Origin of the sequence: Candidatus Tisiphia endosymbiont of Sialis lutaria, from assembly GCF_964026535.1 — a bacterium.
Taxonomy (GTDB): domain Bacteria; phylum Pseudomonadota; class Alphaproteobacteria; order Rickettsiales; family Rickettsiaceae; genus Tisiphia.
In genome coordinates this window covers 367,483-383,364 of record NZ_OZ032153.1, presented here as the reverse complement: position 1 = coordinate 383,364, position 15,882 = coordinate 367,483, and the positions used below count along the sequence as shown (strand labels likewise).

Below are 15,882 nucleotides of genomic sequence, written 5' to 3'. Positions count from 1 at the left end.
ATAATCTTTAACTCTTATAAAACTTACTAGATTTATAAAAATCGATAGCAGCTAAAAATAAAACTTTTATTATACTGGCAATTGGTATAGCAAATAATATACCCAAGAAACCAAATATATTACCTAATGCAAGAACTGCAAATATTATCCAAAGAGGATGTAGACCGATCTTATCACCTATAATTTTCGGTGATAAAATATATCCTTCAACTATTGTGCCAACCAAATAAATAATGATTATATAAAATAATGTACTGACCATACCAAAAGCAAAATAACTAACAATCATGGTAAGCGAAAAGGATATTAAGATGCCAACAAATGGTATAATTATTGAAAAACCAGACAAAACCCCTAACAATAATCCTAAATCTACACCAAGAATCGACAAAGAAACTCCGTAATAGATTGATAATAATAAACAAACATTTAGCTGTCCCCTTATATAAGCAGACAGGGAAGTATTAATGGCTGATAATATTTTTAGAATTTTCTTTTTACCTTTCAAAGGTAGTAAAAGGTTTATATTTTCTGACATTGTTAACCAATCTCGTAAAAAATAAAATAATATAAGTGGTATTAATAAAATCAATACAAATAAATTGATTGTTACCATAGTAACATGCCAAATATTATTAGCAAGCCCTGTGATCAACAAAAATATACCATTAACAAAGTTACTAATAGAATTTTTTATATTATCAGCAATATCTGTATCTATTGAATAAAATTTTGCCGTAATAACAGGTATTAATTCAGTTTGTAAATAATCTTTATAAGCTGGAATTTTACTAATTAGCAAAGTTGTTTGTTGATATATGATAGGCAGCAACACTACCATTACTATAGCAAAAATGCTAAAAAATAGAAAGGAAATTACTGAAACCACTATAGTTCTAGATAATTTATATCGTAACGACAGATTATCAATTATAGGCTGTAATATATATGATATTATTCCAGCTATAAAAAATGGCATCAATATATTAGAGATCAGAGTCAAAGTTACTATAATAGTGCCAACAACAATAACCCAAAAGAGTCTATAATATAGTTTGTGTAAGTTGTAAAAGAAATCATTAAGAGGTACTGTAAAAAAACAACTTATAAAAAGGAAAGATATGTCAGAAAAAATAGAAAAGAAGTTTCTAGAACTAAACGCTAATCATATAAGTAATGAATTAGTAGAAGAATTATTATCAAAAGCCGATCCATCTAAATTGTTTGGTAGAGAAGGATTATTTCAACAACTAAAAAAGCAAATAGTTGAAAAAATATTAGAAAGTGAACTAGAGCATGAATTAGGTTATTCAAAGCATAGTAAAATGCCGAAAGTAGATAATAATCGTCGTAATGGTAGCTATGAAAAGACAATAATTGATGATGATGGTAGGAAGGTTACTCTGGAAGTACCAAGAGATCGAGAAGGAGAGTTTGTTCCGAAATTAATACCTAAAGGGCTGAGAAGATTCAGTGGATTTGACGATAAAGTTATCTCACTTTATGGTCGAGGAATGACAGTCAGTGAAATTCGAGGTCATTTGGAAGAAATATATCAAACTGAGGTTTCCGGTGATTTAATATCGACAATAACCGATGGAGTAATAGACGAAGTAACTAGGTGGCAAAATCGAGGTTTAGATAAGGTTTATCCAATATTATACTTAGACTGTATTCACGTTAAGTCTAGGGATAACCAGGTAGTGATAAATAAAGCAGTATATTTAGCGATTGCTGTTAATATAGAAGGAAAGAAGGAGTTGCTGGGTATTTGGGTAGGAAAAAATGAAGGTGCTAAATTCTGGATGCAAGTAGTTACTGAGTTAAAAAATCGAGGAGTAGAACAAATTTATGTTGCTTGTGTTGATGGTCTAAAAGGTTTTCCGGAAGCGATAAGTAGCATATTTCCTGCGACTATAGTACAGTTATGTATAGTTCATATGGTTCGCAATTCAGTGAAGTATGTCTCATATAAGGATTTAAAGGAGGTGACCACAGATTTGAAGCAAATTTATACAGCAAATAATGAAGAAATGGCAAGTCTAAAACTTCAACAATTTAGTTCAAAATGGGACAAAAAATACCCAGTAATTTCTGATATTTGGCAACGTAATTGGTGTGGGATAATCCCATTTTTTGCTTTTCCTGAGGAAATAAGAAAGGTAATTTATACAACAAATACCATTGAATCTGTCAACCGTCAAATTAGAAAAATCATCAAAAATAAGGGGGTGTTTCCAGATGATAAATCAATTCAGAAAATAATATTTTTAGCTCTGCAAAATGCATCTAAAAAATGGACTATGCCCATAAAAGATTGGTCATTAGCTTTGAATCAATTTGAAATACTTTGTGGTGATTTTAAATATGATTTATTGGAATGTAAAAAATAGAACTTACACAAAATAAATGATTGACTCACCCAAAAAATAGTTTTATCCAAGATGGTTCCTTTTCTTTTATCAATTACTGCAAAGTATAGCTTTTCCTTATATCATAGTCAATTGATGAGAAATTGGTGACGTTGTTACTCGTTGCTCGCATATTACATATAGGCTTTGCTCCATCACTCCTAGGAGATTGTCTACATCAAAGATTTTTTTGAAGGCTAACTCATATTTATTTAATTAGTAATCATAACTTATCTGATAATCCGCCATTTAGGGTTTTCAGTAGTTCAGTGATCTTAGCGACAGATAGTTTGGTTATTTTCGCTACTTCCTCAATAGAACTGCCATTTTCTATCATCATTTTTATTAATTCAGCTTTACCTTCTACTCTACCTTCTTCTTTGCCTTCCCTCCGTGCTTTCTTGAGAGTGTTAGCTTCAATACGTAGCCATTTCAGGTGTTCTTCATATGAATCACGTTCTTCTTTAGTGAAATTCATCACATCCAGAACTGTCAGGGCTTTTTTTAGGCTAGCATCATTTAACTCTTTAGGTAAATTATCTTTGTTCAGCAAATCATGTCTCGTTAAAAAAGTACTCCATCTATCAAGAGAGGTTTTTACCTTCTTTACTATGTCCGTCAGCTGTTCCTTCGGATTATTAGTAAACTTATTTAGCTCAATAGTATGCAATTCTAAATCTTTAAAATATAACAAACCACTATCTTTTTCTACTATATGAAACACATTATGATATTTATTTTCATGTAAAATAGAGGTAAAGTTTAATATATGAATACCAATGGCTTTCGATAAAGTAGCATAATCCTCTGCATTCTTTAATTGCTCAGTATATAACTTTGCCCAATAATATAGAGCTCTTTTGTCATAATCATCCGCATCAGTAATTTGCATTTCGATATTAAATCTTTTGCCATCTTTTCCTTGAGCTTTAATATCTAAAATTGACAATTTATCGCTCTTGAAATTTTTTGGATTATATGGATTGAGAAGTTGTACTTCTGTTACTTGGTCTTCTCTAGATACAATCGAATTGATCAGCGAAATAAGCAAATCCTTATTCTCTTCAACTCCAAAGATTTTTTTAAAAGCAATATCAACCCTAGGACTAATATTTGACATAAATCTAACTCTATATTTATTTTTTACAAATGGTTATATCTATAAATATAGCAGATTTTTATGCTCCACTAATAGCTGTTTTCATTATTTTTGCGATATTTTATTTTTTTATTTCCTGATTCGGTACCTTACTTTACGTATGGCATTAAAAGTCACAGGAAAAACAACCTGACACTATTAGCGAGGAACCACTTTAGTGGCGCCGAAGCAATCCAATGAATGCGTAAAGTGAGTATAGTAGCAACAAAGCAAATCACCCATTTTTCGATACTTGTACTATAGCAGGTCTAAGTAACCTATCTTTTATCTTATATCCTGATTGCATAACCGCTATGACACTATCCTGATCATATTTCTCTGATACTATCTGTGAAATTGCATGATGTATATTGTAATCAAACTTTTCCCCTAATAATGGTTCTATTGATTCTAAACCGTGTTTTTGTAGTATACTAGTCAGCTCCCCCTTAGTCATCTCTACTCCAGTAATAATATTAGCTATATCCCCTTCCATATTTTGTGGCTTATGCTCCAAAGCTCTAGAAAGATTATCATTAACACTGAGCAAATCTTTAGCAAAAGAAAAAATTGCATAATCTCTTGCCTCTTCAATTGATTTTTCTAGGCGTTTCCTAGTATTATCAGATTCGGCTATTGTCCTTAGCAACTTATCCTGCAAAATCTCAATTTGGTTTTTTAAACTAGCAATCTCTTGCAAGCTATCTTGTAACATTATGGTATCATCGGAAAGCTGGTTTTCTACTTCATTTATTAGTTTCTCATCAGTGTCAGCACCAATTTCCTGATTATTATTGTTCTCTTGTTGTTTTTCCATATTTACAGCCTTTTTTCTTGCAAAAATCTACTTTCTTAACATATAGTGTAAATCTTTGTATTTTCAAGTCAATTTTAACTAAGTAATAACCTATGAGAGCTTTTGATAGAAAAAATAATCAATTACGTAACATTTCAATTGAACCTTCAGTTCTGCTTAATGCTGATGGTTCGTGTCTTGTTAAGTTTGGCAATACCCATGTAATATGTAGTGCAACCTATGAAACAAATGTCCCGCCATTTCTACGAGGGCAAAATCAAGGTTGGATAAGTGCTGAATATGGTATGTTACCACGTTCAACTCACCAGCGTATGAAGCGTGAATCAACGCAAGGAAAGCAGTCAGGTAGGACTCAGGAGATTCAAAGGCTAATTGGCAGATCGATGCGTACGGCAATTGATCTAAAAGCCTTGGGAGAAAAACAAATCATCCTTGATTGTGATGTAATTAATGCTGATGGCGGAACTAGAACAGCAGCAATTACTGGTAGCTATATTGCACTTCATTTAGCAATTAGAGCATTAATTGCTAGGAAGATTATTAAAACTAACCCTTTAATTAGCCAAGTAGCAGCCATTTCATGTGGTATATATAAAGGGCAGCCAATAGTTGATCTTGATTATCTAGAAGATAGTAATGCTGAGGTAGATGCCAATTTTGTTTTTGCCGACAATGGAAATATAATAGAAATTCAAAGTACAGCTGAAAAAACCCCCTTTTCTGAAGAACAATTTTATGCTATGCTACAATTGGCAAGAAGTGCAACCTCTGATCTATTCAAGTTGCAAAATCAAATATTATTGAAGTAGCAAAAATTAATCTATCTAGATAAACAAAAGTTTACTATAGATAAATACTAATCGGATTAATTATTAGTTGTTTACTTTTTTATAAAAATACCTTAATATTTAGAAACATTAATTTTATAAAAAAAGCTTTATTTATGGTAAACTTACAAACCAAACTTAACTCATTAATGACTCAAAAAAATATCAATGCTATAGAGATAGAGAAAAAAACTGGATTAAGCAGAAATACTGTTTATAGCATTTTATATGGTAGTTCAAAAAATCCTAGTGCTACTAATTTACAATTAATTGCCAAAGCCTTAGATATTAATTTGGCAGCTCTTGTTGTTGATAGCGAAGTAAGCACTGAGGTGCTAACTGTTGATCAGATGAAAATTTTTAGCAAATCCACTAATTTAACCATTAATATGTTAGTTGAGAAGAATTTAAACTTTTCATTTGCTAATCTTACGGCTCTAATCAAAGAAGTATACGAATATGCTCTAAAAAAGCAGTCTGTTGATAATACATTTATAGATTGGATGATTGAGAAATATCACAAACCTTGATTTTTTCTTTGCCGATAAATTTTATCAACGATTGGTGATTATACAGCCTCCCGACTTCCGCAAAAAAATGTTGAAAGATGGGAAGAGAGGATATGGAGGAGCCATAGAGCTGAGAAATGATTTTTTCAGGCGGTCTGTTGTGCCTAGCGAGTAATTTATTGCTGACTTTGGTTTTTGTTATGATATAAATATATTATTACATATTAATTCTACAATTATCTACATGTACATACGTCGTAAAAAAACACCAAATAGTCCAAGGCAATCAATACAAGTGGTTGAAGGATACCGAGATAGCAAAGGTAATGTCAAACAACGTATTGTCCGACATTTAGGGGTATTCTTCGATGATGCAGAAGAAGCCAAATTAGTTGCATTAGCAGAGGATTTAATTGTAAAGATTAAAGCTGAACGGTCAGCAGCTTCCGGTCATGGTAGCTTCTTTGCTGATGATTGCTTAGCTAACAAAAAAGGTCGCCCAGTCAAAAAGCAACTATCGGATATTATCCCTGTTAATCAAGTTAAATTAGACGAAATAGTTGAGACTGCTCGGCTTGTAGAAGGGGTGCATGAGGTAGGCGGATATGTTTACGATCAAATGGATTTCAACCAACTAATGCAACGTAAACGTGATTCTGAGATGCTTCGTGATTTGGTATTAGCCCGTATGGTAAAGCCCGATAGCAAGCGTGGTCTAGCACAATATTTAAGCGAACAATTTGACAAAAACCATGATTTAGACGCCATATATCGCATGATGGATAAATTACAGGAGCAGATACCTAAAATTAAAGAATTATGCTTTAAAAATACCTTGGTTCTAATCCCCAACAAGCAGGTGAGTTTAGTGTTTTTTGATGTTACAACATTATATTTTGAATCAACAGAAGTCGATGAACTCCGGGCGTTTGGTTATAGTAAAGACCATCGCTTTAATACTACTCAATTAGTGCTGGTTCTTGCGACTAATGAAGATGGATTACCGCTTGGCTATGAGCTATTTAGTGGTAATACCGCCGAAGTTAAGACCCTATTGCAAGCTATTAATAGTTGGCAAAGTTTTTTAAAAGTTAAGGATGTATGCTTTATAGCTGACCGAGCAATGTTTAGTAAAGCTAATTTACAAGCTCTTGATGAGTCTGGTTATCGTTATATTGTAGCAGCAAAGTTAAAGTCACTGAAGAACGAGTTAAAGGAAAAGATTTTAGCAGAAGATAATTATGTACCTACTGTATTAGGCAATGATTTTGCGTGGATTGCTGAATTTGAGCATGAGGACAAACGTTTGATCACTAGCTATAAAGCCAAGAGAGTGAGGAATGGTGCAAAAGAAAGGCAAAATATTTTGGATAAAATCAAAAAAACTATAGGTGAATCTGGAAGTACTAAAAAGCTTATTTCTAATAGTGGAGTTAAAAAATATACTTCAAGTGAGAATAATAAAAGTTATCTTGATGAAGATAAAATCCAACAAGATAGTGAATGGGATGGTTTACATGGAATAATCACCAACGATAAAAGCATTAATGCCAAAGAAGCGATTGGCAAATATGGCAGATTATGGGTAATTGAAGAACAATTTAGAATCAATAAGCATAATTTGCAAATGCGACCAATTTTTCATTGGACAAGTAAGAGAATTGAAGCACATATTGGTATGTGCTATATGAGTTTTGCTGTGCTTAAACAAATAGAATATAAAGTAGCACTTACCCAAAAAATCAGTATAACTAATATAGTTGAGTTGTTAATGGGAGTACAATCTTCAATTTTAAGGCATACAACAACAGGAGATTTGTATAGGCTACCAGGCAACATGAAAAATGATGTGAGGAAGATTTATAAAACCTTCAATCTTAAACGCTCAGATGCTGTAGAAATATATCTAAAATAAGCAAATAATGTTGTGCCTAAAAATCTACAACCCTTACAAACTAAGGTCTGCACGACTTTCTCTTAATAAAAACTGTGGAAGTAGGGGGCTTCCAGCATATAAAGTTACAAAACCTCCAGTGACTCCTAGAGTCCTATCTGTTACAAAGAAGCTAGCTCATAATAAGAATGAGAGGACTCGTTAAGTTTATGTATAGCTAACGTGTTTTTAATAAAATATAGGGCAATGGTTGTTATCCTTACGAAAGTAGGTATCTGAAAATGCCCTGAAGTATTATAGATTCCCGCCTACGCGGGAATGACAAATTTTGCGTTTAAGAGTCTATAATATACTTTGTGTAAGTTGCAAAAGTAAGCAGTAAGAAGTACTGTAAGAAAACAACTTATAAAAAGGTAAAATATGTCAGAAAAAATAAAAAAGAAGATATTAGAACTAAAAGATAATAATATAAGTAATAATTTAGTAGAAGAATTATTATCAAAAGCCGATCCATCTAAGTTGTTTGGCAAAGAAGGATTATTTCAACAACTAAAAAAGCAAATAGTTGAAAAAATATTAGAAAGTGAACTAGAGCATGAATTAGGTTATTCAAAGCATAGTAAAATGCCGAAAGTAGATAATAATCGTCGTAATGGTAGCTATGAAAAGACAATAATTGATGATGATGGTAGGAAGGTTACTCTGGAAGTACCAAGAGATCGAGAAGGAGAGTTTGTTCCGAAATTAATACCTAAAGGGCTGAGAAGATTCAGTGGATTTGACGATAAAGTTATCTCACTTTATGGTCGAGGAATGACAGTCAGTGAAATTCGAGGTCATTTGGAAGAAATATATCAAACTGAGGTTTCCGGTGATTTAATATCGACAATAACCGATGGAGTAATAGACGAAGTAACTAGGTGGCAAAATCGAGGTTTAGATAAGGTTTATCCAATATTATACTTAGACTGTATTCACGTTAAGTCTAGGGATAACCAGGTAGTGATAAATAAAGCAGTATATTTAGCGATTGCTGTTAATATAGAAGGAAAGAAGGAGTTGCTGGGTATTTGGGTAGGAAAAAATGAAGGTGCTAAATTCTGGATGCAAGTAGTTACTGAGTTAAAAAATCGAGGAGTAGAACAAATTTATGTTGCTTGTGTTGATGGTCTAAAAGGTTTTCCGGAAGCGATAAGTAGCATATTTCCTGCGACTATAGTACAGTTATGTATAGTTCATATGGTTCGCAATTCAGTGAAGTATGTCTCATATAAGGATTTAAAGGAGGTGACCACAGATTTGAAGCAAATTTATACAGCAAATAATGAAGAAATGGCAAGTCTAAAACTTCAACAATTTAGTTCAAAATGGGACAAAAAATATCCAGTAATTTCTGATATTTGGCAACGTAATTGGTGTGGGATAATCCCATTTTTTGCTTTTCCTGAGGAAATAAGAAAGGTAATTTATACAACAAATACCATTGAATCTGTCAACCGTCAAATTAGAAAAATCATCAAAAATAAGGGGGTGTTTCCAGATGATAAATCAATTCAGAAAATAATATTTTTAGCTCTGCAAAATGCATCTAAAAAATGGACTATGCCCATAAAAGATTGGTCATTAGCTTTGAATCAATTTGAAATACTTTGTGGTGATTTTAAATATGATTTATTGGAATGTAAAAAATAGAACTTACACAAAATAAATGATTGACTCGCGTTTAAAGATAGCTCTGCAAAAAACTTGATTATCGAGTATAAGTAATAGGCCTCGCTCCATCGCTCCTAACACCAAATCCTCCTGAATTTACTATATATAGAAATTAGTAGATCATAATTGGTTTTTTACACAACAAAGCCCATTAATTTCTTGAGTTCAATCAGAGTTTTAGCAGCGGTCATTCTAGCTTTATCCGCTCCGTTATATAATGTAGTTATCAAATAATCTTGGTTTTTCATTAACTCTGTATATTTACCATGAATGGGAGTTAGAGTCGTGATGATAATATCAGCTAGCTCCTCCTTAAATTTGGCAAAACCGGCATTTTGGTACTGATCAACTATTTTGTCAACATTAGTACCAGATAAACTGCAATAAATGTCAATTAAATTGCTAATTTCTGGTCTATTTTGAGGATCATAACTGATTTCCGCTAAATGATCTGTTTTAGCTTTTTTAATTTTTTGGTAAATTTGATCTGGGCTATCATTTAAATTAATACGAGATAAATCAGATGGATCAGATTTACTCATTTTTTTACGACCGTCTTTTAAGCTCATTATTCTTGATGAGCCTTGAATTAATGGTTCAGGTAATTTTAGGACATCCTGATTGAATTTTCTATTGATAATAGCCGCAATATCTCTGGTAAGTTCCAAATGCTGTTTTTGATCATCACCAACAGGTACTATGTCAGCATTATATAATAATATATCAGCTGCCATCAATACTGGATAAGACAATAATCCTAAGCCAGCATTTTCCTGGTCTTTTCCTGCTTTGTCTTTAAACTGAGTCATACGTTTAAGCCAACCAAGTGGGGTAACGCAATTTAATATCCAAGCAAGTTCCGTATGTTCCTTCACCATACTTTGTGCGAATATGGTAGTTTTCTCTGGCACAAGCCCTGTTGCTATATATATGGCAACAGTTTGCAATATAGAAGAGTTTAGTTCTATGGGTGAGCGATCTATAGTAATAGCATGTAAATCGGCTAAAAAGAACAAGCAATTATACTCATCCTGAATCTTAGACCAATTAACAATTGCTCCGAGATAGTTCCCTAAATGTAGATCCCCAGTCACTTGACATCCGGATAGAGCTGTTTTTTTCATTGAATTTCTCCGAATAGTTACTAATTATAGCTATGTAAAAGTAATCTTATACTATATATTTATTATATATCTGTTATATATCTATTCATTATTAACAAATGAGTTAACCAACTATGTTTTGGCGTTTAAGAGTATTAACATTTTATGCACTACTTGCTATATTTACCATTACATTCTTCCTTATATGTTACATACCCGTAACATTTTTCAATGTCAACTATTATATACGATACAGGATAGGGTTTATTTTTTCTCATGTATTTATTTGGCTGGTTAAAATCTTTTGTGGTTTAAAATACCAAGTTGTTGGTCTAGACAAATTACCTTCATCTCCTTCCATAGTATTGTCTAATCACCAATCATGCTGGGAACAAATATTTGTACAATTAATTATACCTGAACATTCTTGGGTATTAAAAAAAGAGTTATTTAATATCCCGTTATTCGGCTGGGGGTTGAAAATGGTTAAGCCAATTGCTGTAGACCGTAACGCTAATATCTCGGTTGGTCAAATTTTAAGAGAAGGACAGGAAAAGATAAAAAGTGGTTTATGGTTGGTTATCTTTCCTGAATCTACTAGATTTAAACCAGAACAAAACGCTAAATTTAAACCTAGTGCAGTAAAATTAGCTTCATTGGCAAAAGTACCGATAGTGATGATGGCACACAATGCAGGGGTATATTGGCCAAGGGGCTTTTGGGTTAAGAAACCAGGGATAATTCAAGTAAAGATAATTGATGTTATCTCGGTAGAGGAAATAGAACAATCTGATGTTAGAGACCTTACTGAAAAGATAGAACAGGTGATTAATACCGAAAAGCAAATATTATTTGAACAAACTCATAAAAATAAATTATAAGAGTATTTATCATCTATTCCTATTATGTTATATTCCATTTTAGGTCTCTCTAATATAAAATGTAATTTATGACAAAATATATGACAAAAACAAAGCAGGAAATTTATAATAGCAGACCAACTTCTCCTCATTTAACAATATATAAAAAACAGATCAGTGCTGTTTTGTCTATTGTGCATCGTATGACGGGGATAGGATTATTTTTTGCACTATCAGTATTGATATGGTGTTTTATTTTATTATCTTTTAGCAAATTTAATCCCGAATATTTACAGTTCTTTAAATGTAGTTTATTTAAAATCCCTCTAATATTTATAAGTTTTGCCTGGTTTTACCATTTATGTAATGGGGTGCGTCACTTAATTTGGGATAGTGGGCGTTGCTTTTCAATAAGAGCTATTAACTTCACAGGCTGGTTTGTTGTAATAGCCTCAATAGTTATGACGTTAGCTTTTTGGTTGTTATAGTCAATTTAATTTATGGTCTCTATATGAATACTAATTTAAGGACAGATTTAGCAAAAGCTAAAGGAGTTGGTTCGGCAAAAAGTGGCTCTAGTCACTGGTTACATCAAAGAATCACTGCTATTATTTTGGCAATTTGCTCTATTTGGCTAATAGTTTTTATTAAATGTAATATTGGCAAGGACTTAACTCATTTTGTTGGTACTTTACAGAAACCTTACAATATTGTGCCTTTGGGCATATTGATTATTACCACCTTCTATCATGCCATGCTTGGTATGCGAGTGGTAATTGAGGATTATATTAGTTGTATCAAGCTTCGTATTGGGTTAATTATATTTTTGCAAATATTTTGTATTATAACGATTGCATTCTTAGTGGTAGCATTATTTTATGCTATACTATAGCTAAATGGATTGCTTCGTCGGCTTTCGCCTCCTCGCAATGACGCTTGGGTTTATAAATCGTCATTGCGAGGAGCCACTTTAGTGGCGACGCGGCAATCCATGAAAGTAATTGCTTAATCGTGTTTCGCTACTCCTTGCTAATAGACTGAATAATATTAGCCGGATTAGCTATAGGTTAAAATTATTTGAGTATTATTTGGAATAAAAGGAATTTATGAATGTCTACTAAATCTTATAATATTGTCCACCATCAATTTGATGTAGTGGTAGTTGGAGCTGGAGGAGCTGGTCTTAGGGCAACTTTTGGTATGGCAAAAGAGGGGTTGAGTACTGCTTGTATTAGCAAGGTTTTTCCCACTAGAAGCCATACTGTAGCGGCACAAGGTGGTATCAGTGCCTCTCTTGGTAATATGGGGCAAGATGATTGGCGTTGGCATATGTATGATACCGTAAAGGGTTCTGATTGGTTAGGTGATCAAGACGCGATTGAGTATATGTGTAAACATGCAGCTGCCGCGGTACTAGAGCTTGAACATTATGGGGTACCTTTTTCACGAACAGAAGAAGGTAAAATTTATCAGCGTCCTTTTGGTGGTATGACGACAAATTATGGCAAGGGGCAAGCTGCCCAAAGAACTTGTGCTGCAGCAGATCGTACGGGTCATGCCATATTACATACTTTATACCAACAGGCTTTAAAAAATAAAGCTCAATTTTTTATTGAATATTTTGCCATTGATTTGTTAATGAATAATGGAGAATGTGTAGGGGTAGTTGCTTGGAATCTTGATGACGGGACAATACATTGTTTTCATTCTCACTTAGTAGTATTAGCTACTGGCGGATATGGTAGAGCTTATTTTTCTGCCACAAGTGCTCATACTTGTACCGGTGATGGAGGGGGAATGGTGGCAAGAAGCTCCATTGCCTTGCAGGATATGGAATTTGTTCAATTCCATCCAACTGGTATATATGGGTCTGGCTGCTTAATTACAGAAGGTGCTAGGGGAGAAGGTGGTTATTTAGTAAATGCCAATGGTGAAAGATTTATGGAACGATATGCTCCAGCCGCTAAAGACCTTGCTTCAAGAGATGTGGTTTCAAGAGCTATTACCATGGAAATCAGAGAAAATAGAGGCGTAGGTGAGCATAAAGATCATGTATTCCTACATTTAGATCATTTGTCGCCGGAAATTCTTCACGAACGTTTACCGGGTATTTCCGAAACAGCAAAGATTTTTGCTGGGGTTAATGTTAACACCCAGCCAATACCGGTATTACCAACAGTACATTATAATATGGGGGGAATACCAACAAATTACCATGGGCAAGTTATTGATAAAGATCAGGATAATCATCATAAAATTATTCCTGGATTAATGTCGATTGGTGAGGCTGCCTGCGTTTCAGTACATGGAGCTAATCGATTAGGATCGAACTCTTTGCTTGATTTAGTGGTATTTGGTAGGGCGGCAGCAAAAAAAGCTGCTGAAATTGTTAAAGTGGGTCAACCACATAAGGTTCTACCTCAATCAATATTGGATAAAATAATTAGCAGATTTGACGGTATACGTCATGCTAAAGGAGAAATACCAGTAGCTGATCTAAGACTCAAAATGCAAAAAATTATGCAAAATCACGCAGCAGTATTCAGAACTCAAGAAGTTCTAGATCAAGGGATAGAGCTGATTGATAAGGCACGAAAGGAATATGCTGATATTCAGATCAATGATAAATCGTTAATATGGAATAGTGATTTAGTGGAAGCACTAGAATTAGCTAATTTATTAGACCAAGCAGTAATTACTATGCATTCTGCTGCCAATAGAAAGGAAAGCAGAGGAGCACATTCTAGAGAAGATTATTTAGAACGTAACGACGAGGAGTGGATGAAACATACACTGGCTTGGATTGACGAACAAGGTAATGTCAAACTAGATTATAAACCGGTAACTCTTACAACCTTAACAGACGAAGTAGCGGCAATTCCGCCAGCTAAACGAGTTTATTAAAAATACAGTTTATGTTATATAGTTTATGTTAAATTCAATAAGCCCAAGTTTAATAAGGCTGAGCCAAGCTTTAAATGAAAAAATATGTCACGATTTTGCAGGAACAATAGGTGCTATAGATAATAGTATTGGCTTAATAAAAACTATAGCTTATAAAAAAAAGGCTATTAAACTGATTCAGGATAGTACCGATAGACTTATAAGCTATTTACAGTTTTATCGTTATTTATATTCTCTGCCTTCTGAGGGTAACAAAATTTCTATTGCAGAAATTAATAGATTAGCTACTGATTTTTTAAAATCAAAAAATCATAATATTGAACTAATATTTACAAGGTTATATAGCATAGATATCAATGACCATATAGCCCAGATTATCATCTGTTTAATTGTTGTAGCATCTAATAATCTATCCAAAAATGCTATTATTAAAGTTGAGCTGGAGATACAACATGATAAATTTATTAGTATGAAAATTGTAGTAATAGCCACAAATCTCAAGTTTGATCAGAATAAAACAGATATTTTGCTTGGAACAGGAGCCAACTCTTCAGATCATTCCAGTATAACTATAGAAAATGTTCACGAATATTACACTTACTACTTAATTACAGAGTATGGCTATAAGTTATTGGTCACTCCATTAATCGATTCAGTGGAGTATACTCTTATGATTTAACCAAACCAATCTATTAGACTAAAAGTGATAGCGTAATGCATAACTGAAGCAAAAACTGCTGCAGCAATATCATCTACCATAACGCCAATACCACCTTTAATATTGGCATCAAGCCAATTTATTGGCCATGGTTTGATAATATCAAAGAACCTGAACAGAGCAAAAGGTAAAGCCAATAAAAAGATAAAATTTAGTACAGGCAAACTTAAATATTTTGTAATTCCTGAATAATTCATAAAAAAAACGGAAGGAAAGCTTAATATTAATGTTAGCATTTGACCCACTACCTCATCAATCACCACTTCTCTTGGATCCTCTCGCTTACTATAGTGTATGTATATTGAGGAAAAATATGTGCCTAATATAAATAGTAACAGGCAAATCAAAAAAGCGATAATAAAGATACTAATAAGTTCTACTTGCATAGAAAGATATAATATCCAGTAGCACAAAGGGAAAGCAGCCAGAGAGCCAAATGTACCAGGACAATATTTTATTTTACCTATATAGAAAAAAGTTACAATAAATTCTGCAAATTTGTATCTATTAAACATAATAACCCTACTTAATTTAATAGACCTCTTGCCTAACCTAAAGATAATTGAGGAATTTTTAGGAAAAACGAAGTCGAGTACCGCAGCGTACTAAGATGTACGTGAGGAACGGAGACGAGTTTTGACAACAAAATTACCAATTAGATTAGGTTATGCAAGAGGTCTAATCAGTATATAGCTAATCTGATTAGTTATCCATAACAAACTTGCGTCATTGCGAAGATGCGTAATCCGACAAAGTAATCCTGTTTTGTGTCATCCCTGCGTAGGTAGGGATATATACTAGATTCCCGCCTACTCGGGAATGACAATTTACTTTTTTATGTCACCCCTGCGTAAGCAGGTATCCAGATTCCCACTTAAGCGGGAATTACAATGACTTTTGTGAATTTGGCGTAATGCTATTTGGATTAGCTATACTTGATATTTCCTTTCTCCCTTTTTTCCTTGCTTAAATTACACAGCTAAAAGAG

General features: G+C 33.2%; 15 protein-coding genes. 10 read left to right on the top strand and 5 right to left on the bottom strand.

Features of this window, described 5'->3' with window-relative positions; translation table 11 throughout:
• Positions 1-7: 7 nt before the first annotated feature.
• Positions 8-1,030: an AI-2E family transporter gene (locus tag AAGD20_RS01795; protein WP_341749423.1), complete on the bottom strand. Its 1,023-nt coding sequence runs from the start codon at positions 1,028-1,030 to the stop codon at positions 8-10.
• Positions 1,031-1,121: 91 nt separating this feature from the next.
• On the opposite strand from AAGD20_RS01795, the gene AAGD20_RS01790 reads away from it, so the two are divergent.
• A complete protein-coding gene (locus tag AAGD20_RS01790; RefSeq protein ID WP_341748721.1) occupies positions 1,122-2,393 on the top strand; it encodes an IS256 family transposase in 1,272 nt (423 codons plus the stop codon).
• Positions 2,394-2,634: 241 nt separating this feature from the next.
• Here AAGD20_RS01790 and AAGD20_RS01785 read toward each other — a convergent pair whose 3' ends face one another.
• Both AAGD20_RS01785 and grpE read right to left on the bottom strand, forming a co-directional pair.
• Positions 2,635-3,531, bottom strand: a complete 897-nt coding sequence (locus AAGD20_RS01785; RefSeq protein ID WP_341749183.1) for an Rpn family recombination-promoting nuclease/putative transposase — start codon at positions 3,529-3,531, stop codon at positions 2,635-2,637.
• A 253-nt stretch (positions 3,532-3,784) separates the two neighbouring features.
• Entirely contained in the window at positions 3,785-4,366 is a 582-nt protein-coding gene (gene grpE, locus AAGD20_RS01780) for a nucleotide exchange factor GrpE (RefSeq protein ID WP_341749182.1), read from the bottom strand.
• Positions 4,367-4,458: 92 nt separating this feature from the next.
• Between grpE and rph the strand changes: the two genes are divergently transcribed.
• From rph to AAGD20_RS01760, 4 genes are all read left to right on the top strand, one after another.
• Positions 4,459-5,175, top strand: coding sequence for a ribonuclease PH (gene rph / locus AAGD20_RS01775; protein ID WP_341749181.1), 717 nt, complete (start codon positions 4,459-4,461; stop codon positions 5,173-5,175).
• A 134-nt stretch (positions 5,176-5,309) separates the two neighbouring features.
• A complete protein-coding gene (locus tag AAGD20_RS01770) occupies positions 5,310-5,723 on the top strand; it encodes a helix-turn-helix domain-containing protein (protein ID WP_094648768.1) in 414 nt (137 codons plus the stop codon).
• A 223-nt stretch (positions 5,724-5,946) separates the two neighbouring features.
• Positions 5,947-7,617: an IS1634 family transposase gene (locus AAGD20_RS01765; protein WP_341749180.1), complete on the top strand. Its 1,671-nt coding sequence runs from the start codon at positions 5,947-5,949 to the stop codon at positions 7,615-7,617.
• Between the two features lie 399 nt (positions 7,618-8,016).
• Positions 8,017-9,288, top strand: coding sequence for an IS256 family transposase (locus AAGD20_RS01760; RefSeq protein WP_341748792.1), 1,272 nt, complete (start codon positions 8,017-8,019; stop codon positions 9,286-9,288).
• A gap of 155 nt (positions 9,289-9,443) precedes the next feature.
• On the opposite strand, the gene trpS is transcribed toward AAGD20_RS01760, so the two are convergent.
• Positions 9,444-10,433, bottom strand: a complete 990-nt coding sequence (gene trpS, locus AAGD20_RS01755; protein WP_094649477.1) for a tryptophan--tRNA ligase — start codon at positions 10,431-10,433, stop codon at positions 9,444-9,446.
• A gap of 113 nt (positions 10,434-10,546) precedes the next feature.
• Between trpS and AAGD20_RS01750 the strand changes: the two genes are divergently transcribed.
• The 5 genes from AAGD20_RS01750 (at position 10,547) to AAGD20_RS01730 (ending at position 14,855) form a co-directional block, all read left to right on the top strand.
• The gene (locus AAGD20_RS01750; RefSeq protein WP_341749179.1) at positions 10,547-11,293 is read left to right on the top strand and encodes a lysophospholipid acyltransferase family protein; all 747 of its coding nucleotides are present in this window, start codon (positions 10,547-10,549) and stop codon (positions 11,291-11,293) included.
• A gap of 80 nt (positions 11,294-11,373) precedes the next feature.
• Positions 11,374-11,760, top strand: coding sequence for a succinate dehydrogenase, cytochrome b556 subunit (sdhC, locus tag AAGD20_RS01745; RefSeq protein WP_341749422.1), 387 nt, complete (start codon positions 11,374-11,376; stop codon positions 11,758-11,760).
• A 23-nt stretch (positions 11,761-11,783) separates the two neighbouring features.
• Positions 11,784-12,164 carry a succinate dehydrogenase, hydrophobic membrane anchor protein gene (gene sdhD, locus AAGD20_RS01740; protein ID WP_094649480.1) on the top strand — a complete coding sequence of 127 codons (381 nt, stop codon included), beginning with the start codon at positions 11,784-11,786 and terminating at the stop codon, positions 12,162-12,164.
• A gap of 218 nt (positions 12,165-12,382) precedes the next feature.
• Positions 12,383-14,176 (top strand): succinate dehydrogenase flavoprotein subunit, encoded by a 1,794-nt coding sequence (sdhA, locus tag AAGD20_RS01735; RefSeq protein ID WP_341749178.1) that lies wholly within the window; start codon positions 12,383-12,385, stop codon positions 14,174-14,176.
• A gap of 25 nt (positions 14,177-14,201) precedes the next feature.
• Positions 14,202-14,855 carry a histidine phosphotransferase family protein gene (locus tag AAGD20_RS01730; RefSeq protein ID WP_341749177.1) on the top strand — a complete coding sequence of 218 codons (654 nt, stop codon included), beginning with the start codon at positions 14,202-14,204 and terminating at the stop codon, positions 14,853-14,855.
• Here AAGD20_RS01730 and AAGD20_RS01725 read toward each other — a convergent pair.
• On the bottom strand, positions 14,852-15,409 hold the full coding sequence (locus AAGD20_RS01725; protein WP_341749176.1) for a phosphatidylglycerophosphatase A: 558 nt from the start codon (positions 15,407-15,409) through the stop codon (positions 14,852-14,854). The genes AAGD20_RS01730 and AAGD20_RS01725 overlap by 4 nt on opposite strands.
• Positions 15,410-15,882: the final 473 nt, after the last annotated feature.

Coding starts and splice junctions, on each gene's coding strand:
- AAGD20_RS01790 (WP_341748721.1), top strand. CDS start 1,122: ATGTCAGAAAAAATAGAAAAGAAGTTTCTAGAACTAAACGCTAATCAT.
- AAGD20_RS01785 (WP_341749183.1), bottom strand. CDS start 3,531: ATGTCAAATATTAGTCCTAGGGTTGATATTGCTTTTAAAAAAATCTTT.
- grpE (WP_341749182.1), bottom strand. CDS start 4,366: ATGGAAAAACAACAAGAGAACAATAATAATCAGGAAATTGGTGCTGAC.
- rph (WP_341749181.1), top strand. CDS start 4,459: ATGAGAGCTTTTGATAGAAAAAATAATCAATTACGTAACATTTCAATT.
- AAGD20_RS01770 (WP_094648768.1), top strand. CDS start 5,310: ATGGTAAACTTACAAACCAAACTTAACTCATTAATGACTCAAAAAAAT.
- AAGD20_RS01765 (WP_341749180.1), top strand. CDS start 5,947: ATGTACATACGTCGTAAAAAAACACCAAATAGTCCAAGGCAATCAATA.
- AAGD20_RS01760 (WP_341748792.1), top strand. CDS start 8,017: ATGTCAGAAAAAATAAAAAAGAAGATATTAGAACTAAAAGATAATAAT.
- trpS (WP_094649477.1), bottom strand. CDS start 10,433: ATGAAAAAAACAGCTCTATCCGGATGTCAAGTGACTGGGGATCTACAT.
- AAGD20_RS01750 (WP_341749179.1), top strand. CDS start 10,547: ATGTTTTGGCGTTTAAGAGTATTAACATTTTATGCACTACTTGCTATA.
- sdhC (WP_341749422.1), top strand. CDS start 11,374: ATGACAAAAACAAAGCAGGAAATTTATAATAGCAGACCAACTTCTCCT.
- sdhD (WP_094649480.1), top strand. CDS start 11,784: ATGAATACTAATTTAAGGACAGATTTAGCAAAAGCTAAAGGAGTTGGT.
- sdhA (WP_341749178.1), top strand. CDS start 12,383: ATGTCTACTAAATCTTATAATATTGTCCACCATCAATTTGATGTAGTG.
- AAGD20_RS01730 (WP_341749177.1), top strand. CDS start 14,202: ATGTTAAATTCAATAAGCCCAAGTTTAATAAGGCTGAGCCAAGCTTTA.
- AAGD20_RS01725 (WP_341749176.1), bottom strand. CDS start 15,409: ATGTTTAATAGATACAAATTTGCAGAATTTATTGTAACTTTTTTCTAT.